At 71.6% G+C, this 15,274-nt stretch carries 16 protein-coding genes; 9 read left to right on the top strand and 7 right to left on the bottom strand.

From position 1 onward, the window contains the following. Position 1 precedes the first annotated feature (1 nt). Positions 2-649, bottom strand: a complete 648-nt coding sequence (locus IE247_RS06285) for a thioredoxin-like domain-containing protein (RefSeq protein WP_190121867.1) — start codon at positions 647-649, stop codon at positions 2-4. Between the two features lie 76 nt (positions 650-725). Then, positions 726-1,097 (bottom strand): hypothetical protein, encoded by a 372-nt coding sequence (locus IE247_RS06280; RefSeq protein ID WP_190121866.1) that lies wholly within the window; start codon positions 1,095-1,097, stop codon positions 726-728. Positions 1,098-1,337: 240 nt separating this feature from the next. Between IE247_RS06280 and glnA2 the strand changes: the two genes are divergently transcribed. Together glnA2 and IE247_RS06270 are read left to right on the top strand one after the other, a co-directional pair. Further along, complete coding sequence (gene glnA2, locus IE247_RS06275; RefSeq protein ID WP_190121865.1) at positions 1,338-2,699, top strand: gamma-glutamylpolyamine synthetase GlnA2; 1,362 nt, start codon at positions 1,338-1,340, stop codon at positions 2,697-2,699. Positions 2,700-2,791: 92 nt separating this feature from the next. Continuing rightward, the gene (locus IE247_RS06270; RefSeq protein ID WP_190121864.1) at positions 2,792-3,001 is read left to right on the top strand and encodes an antitoxin; all 210 of its coding nucleotides are present in this window, start codon (positions 2,792-2,794) and stop codon (positions 2,999-3,001) included. A gap of 63 nt (positions 3,002-3,064) precedes the next feature. On the opposite strand, the gene IE247_RS06265 is transcribed toward IE247_RS06270, so the two are convergent. Continuing rightward, positions 3,065-3,496: a VOC family protein gene (locus tag IE247_RS06265; protein WP_190121863.1), complete on the bottom strand. Its 432-nt coding sequence runs from the start codon at positions 3,494-3,496 to the stop codon at positions 3,065-3,067. Between the two features lie 22 nt (positions 3,497-3,518). After that, positions 3,519-4,034, bottom strand: coding sequence for a pyridoxamine 5'-phosphate oxidase family protein (locus IE247_RS06260; RefSeq protein WP_190121862.1), 516 nt, complete (start codon positions 4,032-4,034; stop codon positions 3,519-3,521). Between the two features lie 230 nt (positions 4,035-4,264). On the opposite strand from IE247_RS06260, the gene IE247_RS06255 reads away from it, so the two are divergent. The 6 genes from IE247_RS06255 (at position 4,265) to IE247_RS06230 (ending at position 11,248) form a co-directional block, all read left to right on the top strand. Further along, positions 4,265-7,255 carry a bifunctional [glutamine synthetase] adenylyltransferase/[glutamine synthetase]-adenylyl-L-tyrosine phosphorylase gene (locus IE247_RS06255; RefSeq protein ID WP_190121861.1) on the top strand — a complete coding sequence of 997 codons (2,991 nt, stop codon included), beginning with the start codon at positions 4,265-4,267 and terminating at the stop codon, positions 7,253-7,255. 198 nt (positions 7,256-7,453) lie between these two features. Continuing rightward, the gene (locus IE247_RS06250) at positions 7,454-8,818 is read left to right on the top strand and encodes an MFS transporter (protein ID WP_229868805.1); all 1,365 of its coding nucleotides are present in this window, start codon (positions 7,454-7,456) and stop codon (positions 8,816-8,818) included. 74 nt (positions 8,819-8,892) lie between these two features. After that, a complete protein-coding gene (locus IE247_RS06245; RefSeq protein ID WP_190121860.1) occupies positions 8,893-9,219 on the top strand; it encodes a PadR family transcriptional regulator in 327 nt (108 codons plus the stop codon). Beyond that, complete coding sequence (locus IE247_RS06240) at positions 9,216-9,572, top strand: DUF1048 domain-containing protein (RefSeq protein WP_190121859.1); 357 nt, start codon at positions 9,216-9,218, stop codon at positions 9,570-9,572. The genes IE247_RS06245 and IE247_RS06240 overlap by 4 nt, the downstream gene beginning before the upstream one ends. Before the next feature lies 1 nt (position 9,573). After that, on the top strand, positions 9,574-9,900 hold the full coding sequence (locus IE247_RS06235) for a DUF1048 domain-containing protein (protein ID WP_190121858.1): 327 nt from the start codon (positions 9,574-9,576) through the stop codon (positions 9,898-9,900). A 73-nt stretch (positions 9,901-9,973) separates the two neighbouring features. Continuing rightward, on the top strand, positions 9,974-11,248 hold the full coding sequence (locus tag IE247_RS06230; protein WP_190121857.1) for an acyl-CoA thioesterase/bile acid-CoA:amino acid N-acyltransferase family protein: 1,275 nt from the start codon (positions 9,974-9,976) through the stop codon (positions 11,246-11,248). Here the strand turns inward: IE247_RS06230 and IE247_RS06225 are convergent. Beyond that, positions 11,238-11,546, bottom strand: coding sequence for a hypothetical protein (locus IE247_RS06225; RefSeq protein WP_190121856.1), 309 nt, complete (start codon positions 11,544-11,546; stop codon positions 11,238-11,240). The genes IE247_RS06230 and IE247_RS06225 overlap by 11 nt on opposite strands. A gap of 258 nt (positions 11,547-11,804) precedes the next feature. Between IE247_RS06225 and IE247_RS06220 the strand changes: the two genes are divergently transcribed. Beyond that, a complete protein-coding gene (locus IE247_RS06220; RefSeq protein ID WP_190121855.1) occupies positions 11,805-13,025 on the top strand; it encodes a serine hydrolase domain-containing protein in 1,221 nt (406 codons plus the stop codon). 108 nt (positions 13,026-13,133) lie between these two features. Here the strand turns inward: IE247_RS06220 and IE247_RS06215 are convergent, their stop codons facing one another. After that, positions 13,134-14,057, bottom strand: coding sequence for a phosphatase PAP2 family protein (locus IE247_RS06215; RefSeq protein ID WP_190121854.1), 924 nt, complete (start codon positions 14,055-14,057; stop codon positions 13,134-13,136). A gap of 116 nt (positions 14,058-14,173) precedes the next feature. Beyond that, positions 14,174-15,274: a LacI family DNA-binding transcriptional regulator gene (locus tag IE247_RS06210; protein ID WP_190121853.1), complete on the bottom strand. Its 1,101-nt coding sequence runs from the start codon at positions 15,272-15,274 to the stop codon at positions 14,174-14,176.

Below are 15,274 nucleotides of genomic sequence, written 5' to 3'. Positions count from 1 at the left end.
ATCACTTGCCGCTGACGCCGCTGGTGCAGGCCGCGCCCGGCTCCGGGGTCTGCGGGCCCTGGATGTACTTCTCGAAGAACTGCGTCACACGCTTGTCGCTCGCGCTGTCCACGCTCACCTGCTTGCCCCAAGCGGTCAGCATGATCGGGTCGGCCTGGTCCTGGACCGGGCTGATCATCGTGTACGAGGTGTCCTTGACCCGGTCCTCAAGCTTCTTCACCTGGTCCTTGGGAGCCTTGTCGTTGTACGTCACCCACACCGCGCCGTGCTCCAGCGAGTGGACGGCGTTCTCGTTGGGGATCGGCTCCTTGTAGACATTGCGGTCGCAGTTCATCCACGCCTGGTGGTGGTCGCCGCCGACCGGCGGCTTCTGCGGGTAACTCACCGCCTTGTCGACATGGGTACGGCCCAGCTTCTTGGCGTCCCAGGACTTCTCCGCCGCGATCGGCTGCTTGGCCAGGGCCTCGCGCTGCTCCTCCTTGGCGGACTGCTTGTCGATGACATAGACGCCGAAGCCGACCAGTCCGGCGACGACCACGGCGCTGAGGCCGATGGTGATGAAGCGGTTGCGGCGCTCACGGGCCTGCTCGGCCTTGCGCAGGGCCTCTATTCGGGCGCGGCGGTCGTCGGTGTTCTTACGCGTGGCCATGGGTGTGGTCCTTCGTCGAAGAGCGGGGGATCAAACGGGGCGGTGCGGATCGGGGGCGTGGCCCACGGGACAGGCTTTAAGTCCGCAGCACCTGAAGGACGTGCAGATCGGGGGCGCGAGGCCGGGCCGCCGTACTGACCGGGACCCTGGAGCGGGCCGCCCGGTCGAGGCGCGGCAGCCGCGCGTCGGCGACGGGAGGGGCGTCCGGCGGCTGCGGGGTGAGCACGGCGGGGGTGACCGTCGTCATCACACCGCAGGACCCGCTGTCGAAGGGACAGGAGTACGCCGGGGTCAGCTGCGCGGCGGGGCTCGTCGTCAGCAGCCGGGCATGGTCCGTACCGGCCGGGCCCAGACAGATGAAGAGCGCGCCGAGGAACGTCGCCACAGCGCTCAGCAGCGCCGTGGGACGCCATACGCGGGCTCCCGGCCCGAGGCGCGAACCCCCCATGGTCGCAGATCGTAGCGAGCCGGGCCCCCGGGCACCTCATACGGGGCGGCTTAAAGACGCCGTCCCCGGCCCCTTCCCCGCCGCCCCGGCCCGCCCGGGCGGGGGCGGGCGGGCTCCGGGGTCGTTTCCCCGGGGCCGCTCACTCACAATGGGGCTCAGCCCGGGTTCGCAATGTGCCTGAAACCCATGGATGGGATGCTCAGGGGAGCAGGCGGCTTGACCAGCAAGGATTGGGTGGAAATGGATAAGCAGCAGGAATTTGTGCTCCGCACGCTTGAGGAGCGCGACATCCGGTTCGTGCGCCTGTGGTTCACCGATGTGCTCGGCTTCCTGAAGTCGGTCGCGGTGGCCCCCGCCGAGCTTGAGCAGGCCTTCGACGAGGGCATCGGCTTCGACGGCTCGGCCATCGAGGGCTTCGCCCGCGTCTACGAGTCCGACATGATCGCCAAGCCGGACCCCGGCACTTTCCAGATCCTGCCCTGGCGCGCCGAGGCCCCCGGCACCGCGCGCATGTTCTGCGACATCCTGATGCCGGACGGCTCGCCCTCCTTCGCCGACCCGCGCTACGTCCTCAAGCGGATGCTCGCCAAGACCTCCGACCTCGGCTTCACCTTCTACACCCACCCCGAGATCGAGTTCTTCCTCCTCAAGGACAAGCCGCTGGACGGCAGCCGCCCCGTGCCCGCCGACAATTCCGGCTACTTCGACCACACCCCCCAGAACGTCGGCATGGACTTCCGCCGCCAGGCCATCACCATGCTCGAATCCATGGGCATCTCGGTGGAGTTCAGCCACCACGAGGGCGCGCCGGGCCAGCAGGAGATCGATCTGCGCTACGCGGACGCGCTCTCCACCGCCGACAACATCATGACCTTCCGCCTGGTCATGAAGCAGGTGGCGCTGGAGCAGGGCGTCCAGGCCACCTTCATGCCCAAGCCCTTCAGCGAGTACCCCGGCTCCGGCATGCACACCCACCTCTCCCTCTTCGAGGGCGACCGCAACGCCTTCTACGAGTCCGGCGCGGAGTACCAGCTCTCCAAGGTCGGCCGCTCCTTCATCGCCGGCCTCCTCAGACACGCCGCCGAGATCTCCGCCGTCACCAACCAGTGGGTCAACTCCTACAAGCGCATCTGGGGCGGCTCCGCCCGCAGCGCCGGCGCGGGCGGCGAAGCCCCCTCCTACATCTGCTGGGGCCACAACAACCGCTCCGCCCTCATCCGCGTCCCCATGTACAAGCCCGGCAAAACCGGCTCCTCCCGCGTCGAGGTCCGCTCCATCGACTCCGGCGCCAACCCCTACCTCACCTACGCCGTCCTCCTCGCCGCCGGCCTCAAGGGCATCGAAGAGGGCTACGAACTCCCCCCCGGCGCCGACGACGACGTCTGGGCCCTCTCCGACGCCGAACGCCGCGCCATGGGCATCGAGCCCCTCCCCCAGAACCTCGGCGAGGCCATCGCCCTCATGGAACGCAGCGAACTGGTCGCCGAGACCCTCGGCGAGCACGTCTTCGACTTCTTCCTCCGCAACAAGAAGCAGGAGTGGGAGGAGTACCGCTCCGAGGTCACCGCCTTTGAACTGCGGAAGAACCTGCCGGTGCTCTGACCGCTGACCTCTGCGGGCTCCCGGGATGCGGAGGGCGGGTTGTGCGGTGACCCTGGAGGGGACGGGGGAAAGAGTGCTGAAGGGATGAGCCCATGTCCGTACTGGACAAGCTGAAGCAGATGCTGAAGGGCCATGAGTCCAAGGTCGACAAGGGTGTGGACAAGGCGGGTGACGCCTTCGACGCGAAGACCAAGGGCAAGTACAGCGGCCATGTGGACAAGGCGCAGGACAAGCTCAAGGGACAGTTCGGCACGGGCAGTCAGGATCAGCCTCCGCCGCCGCCCCCGCCGCCGGCGAGTTAGCAGAGGGGCGGCGGGGCGGGCGGTGACGGCGGCCGGGATGTGGTCCGGCCGCCCGCCCGGTCGTCAGCGCTGGGACAGCGGGGACGGGGCTTCCTGGACCGACCAGGCGTTTCCGTCGGGGTCGGAGAAGAAGAGGAAGGAGTTCCACTCGCCGCCTCTGCCGTCCTCCCAGCCGCTCGCGCCCACGTGCTGGATCTCGCTGACCGCCACCGACCGCTCGGCCAGGGCCGCCCTGGCCGCCGCGATGTCGGTGACGCAGAGCTGGAGCCCGCGCAGGGAGCCCGGGGCGGCCGAGGGCTGCCCGGGATGGTCGGGGAAACCGCCCATCAGGGCGATCGAACAGCGTGAGCCCGGCGGGGTCAGCTGGATGACCCGGACGCCCGGGGCCACCTCCTGGTCGACGTCGACCGCGAAGCCGCAGCCCTCCGCGTAGAACTTCTTGGAGCGGTCCAGGTCCGTCACCGGGACCCTGACGACTTCGAGTGTCCATTCCATGGGAAAGTCCTTTCGGCGAGGGTTACTTACGGGTGAACTGCCACCGTGTCTGACCGTAGGGTGATTTCGCGAATCCGAAGGCCGTGCGCGGCTCCACCCGGAACACCAGCGCGACGCCCGCGTCGGCGACGAACGCCCCGTCACGGACCTCGAAGGTCCACTCCGCGCCGTATTTCGCGGTGTACGCGGCGGCCAGCGCCCGCAGCCGCTCCTCGTCGGTCAGCCGCACCGCCTCGCCCTCGACCACCAGGTCGTACCCCTCCCGCAGGGCATCGGTCCCGGTGGTGAGAACGACCTCGGGATTCTCCCGCAGGTTCCTGGCCTTGCGCTCCTCGGCACCGGTGCAGAAATGCAGCGCGCCGTCCAGCCAGACGGCGAGCAGCGGGGTGACGTGCGGGCGGCCGTCCGGCCGCACCGTCGACAGCCAGAACAACTCGGCCGCCCGCAGCCGGGCGACCGCCTCGGACCAGTCCGCCGCCGTCGCCGACTCCTCGCTGTAGCGGGCGTCCAGTTCGGCACGGGGCTCGGTCTCCGCCATGGTGGTCCTTCCGTCGGGTCCATCGGGAACATCGGTTCGTCATGATGTGGACCGCCGCGACGGCCATGACTCATCGGTCCCGGCGGTACCGGTTTCATCGGAGGGCGGCCGCTGCGACTAGTCTCGATTCCACCGGCCTTGATCGCAGGACGGGACACCGTCCGGGGCACGGGCGCGGCACCCCGCGCGGCACCGCCGCGCGGAGCGGCTCAGAACGAGGAGACGGCGGGATGACGGCGGTACCCGGGCGCAGAAGCAGTACCTTCACCCGGCTGGTCCGGCACGGCTTCACCGACCCCGGAGCCGCCCACCGGCTGCTCGATCTCCCCGTGATGGCCGCCGTCCACAGCGACCCCGTGCTCCTCGACGCGCTCGGCGCGGTCGCCGACCCCGATCTCGCCCTCGGCGGCCTGGTACGACTGGTGGAGGCGCAGCCCGAGGACGGCCGCCGGGTCCTTCTCGACACCCTCCTCGCCGCCAAACCCCTGCGCGACCGGCTCCTCGGAGTCCTCGGCGCGTCCGAGGCGCTCGGCGACCACCTCGCCCGGCACCCCGGCGACTGGCGGACGCTCGTCACCTGGGAGGCGGCGGACCTCCACCCCGGCGTCGAGGAGTTCGAACACGACCTCGCCGAGGCCGACGACCCGGTGTCGCTGCGCGTCGCCTACCGGCGCAGCCTCCTCGGCATCGCGGCCCGCGACGTCTGCGGCACGATCGACGTCAAGGAGACCGCCGCCGAACTCGCCGACCTCGCCACCGCCACCCTGCGCGCGGCGCTCGCCATCGCCCGCACCGCCGCCCCCGAGGACGCGGCACAGTGCCGACTCGCCGTCATCGCGCTCGGCAAGTGCGGCGGCCACGAACTCAACTACGTCTCCGACGTCGACGTCGTCTTCGTCGCCGAACCCGCCGGCGGCGCGGAGGAGAACACCGCGATCCGGGCCGCGACCCGGCTCGCCTCCCATCTGATGCGGATCTGCTCCGAAACCACCGTCGAGGGCACCATCTGGCCGGTCGACGCCAACCTCCGCCCCGAGGGGCGCAACGGCCCGCTGGTGCGCACCCTCTCCAGCCATCTCGCCTACTACCAGCGCTGGGCCAAGACCTGGGAGTTCCAGGCCCTGCTCAAGGCCCGGCCGGTCGCCGGGGACCCGGCACTCGGCGAGGAGTACATCGAGGCCGTGTCCCCGCTGGTCTGGCAGGCCGCCGAGCGCGAGAACTTCGTCCCCGACGTCCAGAAGATGCGCCGCCGCGTCATCGACAACATCCCGGCCGCCGAGGTCGAGCGCGAGCTGAAGCTCGGCCCCGGCGGACTGCGCGACGTCGAATTCGCCGTCCAGCTCCTCCAGCTCGTCCACGGCCGCAGCGACCCCGGCCTCCGCAGCGGCAGCACCCTCGACGCGCTCCAGGCACTGGCCGCAGGCGGCTACGTCGGCCGCGCGGACGCCGGCCAGCTCGACGACGCGTACCGCTTCCTGCGCGCCATGGAGCACCGCATCCAGCTCTACCGGCTGCGCCGCACCCATCTCGTTCCCGAGGACCCGGCCGATCTGCGCCGGCTCGGCCGCTCGCTGGGCCTGCGCATGGACCCGGTCTTCGAACTGAACCGGGAGTGGCGGCGGCACGCCTCCGTCGTCCGCAGACTGCACGAGAAGCTCTTCTACCGGCCGCTCCTCGACGCCGCCGCCCAGCTCGCCCCCGGCGAGACCCGGCTCTCCACCCAGGCCGCCCGCCAGCGCCTCGAAGCCCTCGGCTACGCCGACCCGGCCGCCGCCCTGCGCCATCTGGAGGCGCTCGCCTCCGGCGTCAGCCGCAAGGCCGCCATCCAGCGGACCCTGCTGCCGGTCCTGCTGGGCTGGTTCGCCGACTCCGCCGACCCGGACGCCGGGCTCCTCGGCTTCCGCAAGGTCTCCGACGCCCTCGGCAAGACCCCCTGGTATCTGCGGCTCCTCCGCGACGAGGGCGCCGCCGCCGAGAACCTCGCCCGGGTCCTCTCGGCCGGCCGGCTCGCCCCCGACCTGCTGCTGCGCGCCCCCGAGGCGGTCGCCATCCTCGGCGACCCCGGCGGCCTCAAGCCGCGCTCCCGGGAACACCTGGAGCCCGAGGTGCTGGCCGCCGTCGGCCGCCAGGCCAGCGCCGAGACCGCCGTCGCCGTGGCCCGGGGCGTACGCCGCCGGGAGCTGTTCCGCACCGCCGCCGCCGACCTCATCGGCTCGTACGGCACCGAGGAGAGCCCCGCCGAGGCCGACACCGGAGCCCTGGCCGACCGCGTCGGCGACGCCGTCACCGACCTCAACGCGGCGACGATCGCGGGCGCGCTCCGGGCCGCCGTCCGCGAACGCTGGGGCGACGAGCTGCCGACCCGGTTCGCCGTCATCGGCATGGGCCGCTTCGGCGGACACGAGCTGGGATACGGCTCCGACGCCGACGTCCTCTTCGTCCACGAGCCGCGCGAGGGCGTCGGCGAACAGGAGGCCGGGCGCGCGGCGCACGCCGTCGTCTCCGAGATGCGCAGACTGCTCCAGCTCCCCACCGCCGATCCGCCGCTCCTCATCGACGCCGACCTCCGCCCCGAGGGCAAGAGCGGCCCCCTCGTCCGCACCCTCGCCTCCTACGAGGCGTACTACCGGCGCTGGTCGCTGGGGTGGGAGAGCCAGGCCCTGCTGCGCGCCGAGCCGATGGCCGGCGACCGCGAGCTGGGGGAGCGCTTCATCGCACTCGTCGACCCGCTGCGCTACCCCCAGGACGGCGTCAGCGAAGACGCGGTACGCGAGATCCGCAGGCTCAAGGCCCGCATGGAGTCCGAACGGCTGCCGCGCGGCGCGGACCCCACACTCCACACCAAACTCGGCCGGGGCGGGCTGAGCGACGTCGAATGGACGGTCCAGCTCTTCCAGCTCCGCCACGCCTGGGCCGAACCCGGCCTGCGCACCACCCGTACCCGGCGCGCTCTCTCCGCCGCCCACACCGCCGGGCTGATCGCCGCCGAGGACGCCCAGATCCTCGACGAGGCCTGGGTGCTGGCGTCCCGGGTCCGCAACGGAGTGATGCTGGTACGGGGCAGAGCGGGCGACACCTTCCCCTCCGACGGCCGCGAACTGGCCGCGCTCGGCCGCTACCTCGGCTACGGCCCCGGCCATGTCGGCGACATGCTCGACGACTACCGCCGCATCACCCGCCGCGCCCGCGCGGTGATGGAGACCCTCTTCTACGACGCCTGACGGGCCCCGGGCCCCGGGCCCGGGCGCACCCGAAATCCGGTGGCACGGCGGCGCGCGGCGCGCATAGCTTGTGCGCTCGTGACCCACGATCCGAAGCGTTCGCCGCAGGCCCCGCCCACTCCTCCCGACGACGACGGCGGCGACGGCACAGGCGGCGGGGGCGAGGGCGGTGACGACGGCGGGGGCGGGGACGGCGGCCTGTTCTCCGGCGCGTACGCCGCCGCCACCTACAGCTTCGCCGCCGTGATGTTCCTGACCGGACTCGCCGCGCTGGCCGTGATCCCCACCCTGCCGACGGCCGCCCGGGACCTCGACGGGGTGGCGCTCTTCCCGCTGGTCGCAGGCTGTTTCGTCGCCGCGAGCCTGCTGGGCGGGGTGCTGGGCGGCCACTGGGCCGACCGGGCCGGGGCCCCGCGCCCGCTGGCCGCCGGCATGGCGCTCGCCGTGGTCACGCTGCTGGTCTCCGGGGCCAGCACTTCGATCTGGCAGCTCGCGGCCGGGCGGTTCCTCGACGGACTGGCGGCCGGAATGGTCGCCGTGGCGATCAACACCGCCATCGGCCAGGCCTATCCCGAGCGGCTGCGCCCCCGCGCGCTCGCCCTGATGAGCACCTGCTGGATCGTTCCCTCACTGATCGGACCGCCGCTGGCGGGGCTGGTCGTGGAGTGGTGGTCCTGGCGCGAGATGTTCTTCGGGCTGGCCGCGCTCACCGCCGTACCCGCCCTGATCGTCGTGGCGCAGCTGCGCGGCGGCTCCTGGTCGCCCGAGCCCCGGCCGTCGTCCGGAGAGCCGTCGGCGACCGGGGCGGCGCGCCCCCCGCTGCTGATCGCCACCGCCGTCAGCATCGGCGCGGCGCTCGGCCAGTACGGCGTGTCCGGCTGGGACGCGCGCCATCTGCTGTTCGCGGTGGCCGGGTTCGCCCTGCTGGCGGTCTTCGCGCCCCGGCTGCTGCCGCCGGGCACCTGGCGCGCCGCGCGCGGCCTGCCGGTCACGGTGCTGCTGAGGGGTCTGGCCTCCGGGGTGTTCTTCACCCTGGAGGCCCTCGTACCGCTGATGCTCGTCACCGGCCGCGATGTCTCGCCCCCGGCGATCGGACTGGCCTTCACCGGCGCGGCCCTCGCCTGGGCCGCCGCCTCCTGGGTGCAGGGAAGGCTGGAGAGCTGCCCGCGCGAACGGCTGGTCGTGGCGGGTGCGCTGGTGATGGTGGCGGCGGTCGCGCCCGCCGTCGTCGGCGCGCACCCCTCGATGCCCTCGCCCGTCGCCGGATCGTCCATGGTCGTCGCGGCCCTCGGCATGGGCCTGCTCGCCCCCGCCGTCACCGTGCTCTCGCTCGCCCACAGCCCGGCCGACCGGCTGGGCCACGCCAGCAGCGCGATGCAGACCAGCCAGAACCTGGGCCAGATAGCCGTACTCGGCCTCGCGTCCGCCCTGTTCAACCTCCTCGCCCAGGGCGGCGCGAGCGACACCGCCGGCTACGCCACCGCCTTCGCCCTGCTCCTGCTCCCGTGTGCCCTGCTCGCACTGCTCGCCTCCCGGGCCCGCCGGGGCGCATCGGAGCGCTGACATCTCTGCTACTCGGTGATACCGTATAGTGGTACTCGGTGCTACGCGGTACCGAGTGCCGAGGAGGACTCACCATGGACGACCTGACGGAGATGCTGAAGGGCACGCTCGAAGGGTGCGTGCTCGAAATCATCGGCCGCGAGGAGACCTACGGGTACGCCATCACCCGCCAGTTGCACGAGCTCGGCTTCGCCGACGTCGTCGAGGGGACGGTGTACACCATCTTGCTGCGGCTGGAGCGGAACAAGCTCGTCCAGGTGACGAAGCGGCCTTCCGGGGTCGGTCCGCCGCGCAAGTTCTACGCGCTCAACGACGCCGGACGCGAGGAACTCGCGAGGTTCTGGACGAAATGGCAGTACGTCTCATCACGTATCGACAGGCTCAAGGAGGGCGGGAGATGAACTTCTGGGAGACCATCACCGGCAGCGATCTCACCAGGGACTGGAAGGCGTTCGAAGTCCGGGCGGATGCCCTGCCGGACGACTGCCGGGCGGCCTGGGGACAGATCAAGGTCCACCTCTTCCCCCACGGCGACTTCACCGGCCGCAATCTGATGCCGATCCTCGACGCCGCCCTGGGGCTGCTCGAAGAGGCGGCGGCGGACGGACAGGGCGTCCAGGAGGTCCTCGGCGACGACATCCGGGGCTTCTGCGCGGCGCTGGCCGGCGGGGAAGGGGCCCGCACCTATCGCGACCGGTGGCGCGAGCAGTTGAACAGGAACGTCGCGAGGAAACTGAGCCGGCTGGGAGGCTGACATGAGCATCCGGGACATCATCGAGGGCAAGAAGCAGTGGCGGGCGCACACCGCCCGGGTCGGGGCGCTCCCGCCGGACTACCGGATCGTCTACAAGGAGATGCAGAAGTACCTGCTCAAGGTCGGACCGATCGATCTGCTCGGCGAATCCCTGCTCCCCGGGATCGTCGACTTCTTCGAGGAGGGCGCCGCCTCGGGCAAGGGGGTCCTGGAGCTCATCGGCAGCGACGTCGCCGCCTTCTGCGACGAGCTGGTCAAGGACTCGCGCACCTACGCGGACGTCTACCAGGAGTCCATCGCCGGGGAACCCGGCACCGCCGGGAAGTGACACCCGCCGGCCGGGCCCGTCGCATCACGTGAAGGCGTGGCGGGCCGGGCCCGTACCGGAGCACACTGGGGCCATGAAACAGGGGGGATACAAGGGGCTGTTGGGGCTAGTGGCCCTCGCTGTGCTCGCGACGGGCTGCACCTCCGGATCCGGCGGTGCGGACGGGTCGGACGGGTCGGACGGCGACGCCAGCGACAAGGCGGTCATCGAAGTCGACAAACCGACCGCGCTCGTGGATGAGCCGGTACGGATCCGGATCTCCGGCCTGCGCGCCGGGGAGAAGATCACCGTCACCTCCGAGGCCGACGACGCCAACAGCGCCACCTGGTCGGGGAAGGCCGCCTTCACGGCGGACGCCCAAGGCTCCGTGGACCTCACCAGGGCCCGCCCCTCCTCGGGGACGTACAAGGACGCCGACGGCATGGGCCTCTTCTGGTCGATGGTCCGGGCGGACGGCGCGGACCCCGACGAGAACTCGTTCGCCGCCAATTCGGGGCAGGCCACCTCGTACACCGTCCGTCTCGCCGTCGAGGCGGGCGACCGCACGATCGCCGACCGTGAACTCACCCGTACCTGGCGCACCGACAAGGTCACCGTCCGGGAGCTGACCGTCGCCCGCGACAAGGTCGCCGGGCGGCTGCTGCTCCCCGCGAAGGGCGGCCCCGAGCGCGCCCCCGTCCTGCTCTTCGGCGGCTCGGAGGGCGGGGGCAGCTCCTCCCGCAGCACCGCCGCCCTGCTCGCCTCCCGGGGCCATCCGACCCTCCTCCTCTGCTACTTCCGCTGCCCCGGCACCCCCCAGACCCTCAGGGACGTCCCACTGGAGTACTTCGCCACCGCCGCCGAACTCCTGGCCGTCCAGCCGGGGGCGGACGCCCGCCGGATGACCGCTATGGGCACCTCCCGGGGCAGCGAGCCCGCCCAACTGCTGGCCCAGCACTACCCGGACCTGGTCCGCGACGCGGTGGTGTTCGCCCCGTCCGACCACGTCGTCGGCTCCTTCCCGTCCGGCGGCAAGGCATGGACCAAGGGCGGCAAGGCGATCCCGGAGGGGCCCATTCCGTACGACCGGACGCGCGGCTCCGTCCTCGCGATCGCGGGCGGCAAGGACACGCTCTGGGCGGCCCAGTCGTTCTCCGAGTCGATCGCCGCCCGCAAGGGCACCGCCGAGCCGCACCGCGCGCTGATCCACCCGGACGCGGGCCACACCGTGGGCTCCTACCCGTATCTGCCGACGGGCACCGTCACCGTACTCCTGGGCGAACGCCTGCCTCTGGGCGGCACCCGGGCCGCCGACGCCAAGGCCCGCGCGGAGTCCTGGCCCGAGGTGCTCGCCTTCCTCAACCGCTGACCGCGGCCCCCGGCGGGTCCACCAGCAGGGGATCGGGCTCCCGGTCGCGCCAGTACGCGGGGCACTCGGTGGCGGCCGCGTCGGCGGCGTACCCGTCGATCTCGTCGAGCATCCTCCACATGTCGCTTTCGGGGGTGATCTCGACCGACAGCTCCGGCCGGGCCGGAATCATGAGCAGCGCGTGCCGCCCCGGCCGCCACTCCTCGTCCACCCGCGCGATCGCGGGATCGGCCACGTCCAGCTCCAGCCGCCGCTGCCCCGCCGCCGGTTTGAACCACCGGGTGACGTCGAACGTCACCCGCATCCGTCCCCGAGCACCACCCCGGCGACCAGCGCCGCCGCTGTGGCCAGCCCCCCGGCCGTCACCGCTCCGGTACCGCGTCCTGTGCGCATCCCCCGCCCTCCCTGTTTCCGTTACGACGGAGCCGCCCCCGAAAACGTTCATCCGGCCATCCGCTTCCGGGGTTCCGGCCAAGGGTCGTGCAGCGGTCAACCAGTACATGCCGCACCGGGTCATCCCGGGTGAATCACCGGTACGACAGACCAGGAGCGGCAGATGTCAGCGGGAAGCAGGACCAGCAGGACGAGCAGGGTGACCAGGACGAGCATCGTCGGACTGGTCGCGGCGGCGGTGGCCGTCACGGCGTTCACGGTTCCGGCCCAGGCCCAGACCGGGGCCGACGGGGAGAAAGGGGGGAAGGCGCGACAGAAGACCCAGCAGGCGCTGGACGCGCTGGTGAAATCGGGGCTGCCCGGGGTGACCGCCGGGGTGCGGGACAAGGGCGATGTCTGGCAGGGCACCGCGGGGGTGGGGGATCTGAGGGCGGGCGAGGCGCGCGGGGCGAACGACCGCTTCCGTATCGGCAGCGTCACCAAGACGTTCGTGGCGACGGTGCTGCTTCAGATGGAGGCCGAGGGGAGGCTCAGTCTCGACGACTCCGTGGAGAAGCATCTGCCCGGCGTCGTCCGGGGCAACGGCAACGACGGCCGCCAGATCACCGTACGGCAGCTGCTCAACCACACCAGCGGGATCTTCAACTACACCAGCGACCCGGAGTTCGGCCGCAAACACCTCGCCGCGCCCGGCTTCCTCACCCACCGCTACGACACCCTCGCCCCCCTGGACCTGGTCAAGGTGGCCCTGTCGCACAAGCCCGACTTCGCGCCCGGGACCAAACACTCCTACTCCAACACCGGCTATGTCCTGGCCGGGCTGATCATCGAGAAGATCAGCGGCGACACCTACGAGAGCGAGGTGCGCGACCGGATCATCAAACCGCTCGCCCTGCGCGCCACCAGCCTCCCCGGGAACAACCCCCACCTGCCGAAGCCCAGCGCCCGCAACTACTCCTTGCTGAGCGACCCCACCGCGACCGAGTTCTACGACGTCACCGCGCACAACATGTCCTGGGGCTGGGCCGCCGGCGACATGATCTCCACCACCGGCGATCTGAACCGGTTCCTCAGCGCCCTGATGCGCGGCAAGCTCTTCCCCGCCAAGCAGCTCAAGGCCATGAAGACCGCGGTCCCCGCCCCCGGCGACCCGCTCTACACCGGCTACGGCCTCGGCATCTACAACCCCCACAACAGCTGCGACACCACCCTCTGGGGTCACAGCGGCGGCACCCCCGGCGCCGTGACCGAGGCCGTCTCCAGCCCCGACGGCCGCCACACCGTCTCCTACAGCGTCAACAGCGAGGGCGGCGGCGGTGTCATCGACGCCGAATTCTGCGGCGACCCGCACTCCAAGCGCCTGGTGCCCGCCCCGGTCCTCTGACCGACCGGAAGGGCCCACCGGAACGGCCCACGAGAACGGCCCACGAGAACGGCCCGTCCCCCGCGCACGAGCGGGGGACGGGCCGTTCTCACAAAAGAAGCAGGATCGCTACGCCTTCGCGGGCCACAGCCGCCCCCGCGCCGGTTCCCGGACGGGGATCTTGGGGAGCTGGTGCGGCAGGGCCGCGTACCAGGCGTAGGAGACCGCGAAGCCGAAGGCGAGGCAGATGATGCCGCCGACGGCGTCGAGCCAGAAGTGGTTGGCGGTGGCGACGATGACGACGAGGGTGGCCGCCGGGTAGAGCAGGCCGAGGATCTTGGCCCAGGGGGTGGTGGCGACGGCGAAGATGATCAGGCCGCACCAGAAGGACCAGCCCATGTGCATGGAGGGCATCGCGGCGTACTGGTTGGACATGTTCTTGAGGTCGCCGGAGGCCATGGAGCCCCAGGTCTCGTGGACGAGCACGGTGTCGATGAAATCCTGGCCGTTCATCAGCCGAGGGGGTGCGAGCGGATACAGGTAGTAGCCGACCAGGGCCACGCCGGTGGTCGCGAAGAGGGCCAGACGGCCCGCCGCGTAGCGGCCGGGGTGCCAGCGGTAGAGCCAGACCAGGACGCCGATCGTCACGATGAAGTGGAGGGTCGCGTAGTAGTAGTTCATCGACACGATCAGCCATGTCACCGAGTTCGCGGCGTGGTTCACCTTCTCCTCGAAGGCGAGGCCCAGGGACTTCTGGGTCTCCCAGATCCAGTCCGCGTTCCGCAGGGCCTGGGCCTTCTGCTCGGGGACCGCGTTGCGGATCAGGGAGTACGTCCAGTAGCTGACCGCGATCAGCAGGATCTCGAACCAGATGCGGGGGCGGCGCGGGGAGCGCAGCTCCTTCAGCCGGGCGAGCCGGGCGGACCGGGGGGAGCGGTCGGCCGGTGCCGCCCCGGTGTCCGGGGCGTGCGCGGTATCGGGGTCCTCGTCCACCATGGGTGACGGGGTGGCGGCCGTCCGGCCTTCCATAGTTTTCACGGTTGTTTCACCCATGGGGGAAGAGTCTGCCAGACGCGGGCGGACCGTCTGATCATCCTTCGGTCCCTGTTTTCCGCCGTACCGGCTCCATCTTACGGAGGACCCGCCCGTCCCGCGTCCGGCGCAGCCGCTCAGACACGGACCGGAGCCGGGGCCCCGGGCCCCGAGGCCGTCGAGCCGCGGACCACCAGCTCGGGCATGAAGACGAACTCGCCGTAGGTCGGGGCGGGCGGGGCGCCCGCGCCGCCGGGCCCGGACTCGCCCTGGATCTCCTCCAGCAGGGTCCGCACCGCGGCCTGCCCCATCGCGGGGACCGGCTTGCGGACCGTGGTCAGCGGCGGATCGGTGAAGGCGATGAGCGGGGAGTCGTCGAAACCGACCACCGAGACGTCGTCCGGGACCTCCAGACCGCGCTGACGCGCCGCCCGGACCGCCCCCAGCGCCATCATGTCGCTGGCGCACACCACCGCCGTGCAGCCGCGGTCCAGCAGCGCGGACGCCGCGGCCTGGCCGCCCTCCAGTGTGTACAGGGAGTGCTGGATCAGCTCCGCCTCGATCACGGCGGGCGCCAGACCGAGCTGGTCCCCGACCGCCCGGACGAAGCCCTCGATCTTCCGCTGGACGGGCACGAAGCGGCGCGGACCGAGCGCGAGCCCGATCCTGGTGTGGCCCAGCGACACCAGATGCGTCACCGCCAGCTTCATCGCCGCCCGGTCGTCGGGCGAGATGAACGGCGCGCGCACCTTCGGGGAGAAGCCGTCGACCAGGACGTACGGCACCCCCTGGGCATGCAGCTGCTCATAGCGCCGCATGTCCGCGGTGGTGTCCGCGTGCAGCCCGGAGACGAAGATGATCCCGGCCACCCCCCGGTCCACCAGCATCTCGGTCAGCTCGTCCTCCGTGGACCCGCCGGGGGTCTGGGTGGCGAGCACGGGGGTGTAGCCCTGGCGGGTCAGCGCCTGCCCGATGACCTGCGCCAGGGCGGGGAAGATCGGGTTCTCCAGCTCCGGTGTGATCAGTCCCACCAGTCCCGCGCTGCGTCGGCGCAGCCGTACGGGACGCTCGTATCCGAGGACGTCCAGTGCGGCGAGGACGGCCTGGCGGGTGGTCGCGGCGACTCCGGGCTTCCCGTTGAGGACGCGGCTCACCGTCGCTTCGCTGACCCCCGCCTGGGCCGCTATGTCTGCCAGTCGTGCGGGTGCGGTCACAGGGGTGGACTGTACCGGGCGCAT

The organism is Streptomyces inusitatus, from assembly GCF_014651115.1.
Classification (GTDB): Bacteria; Actinomycetota; Actinomycetes; order Streptomycetales; family Streptomycetaceae; genus Streptomyces; species Streptomyces amakusaensis.
Note: the sequence above shows the minus strand (reverse complement) of the source record. Positions and strands in the feature narration are given on the sequence as shown.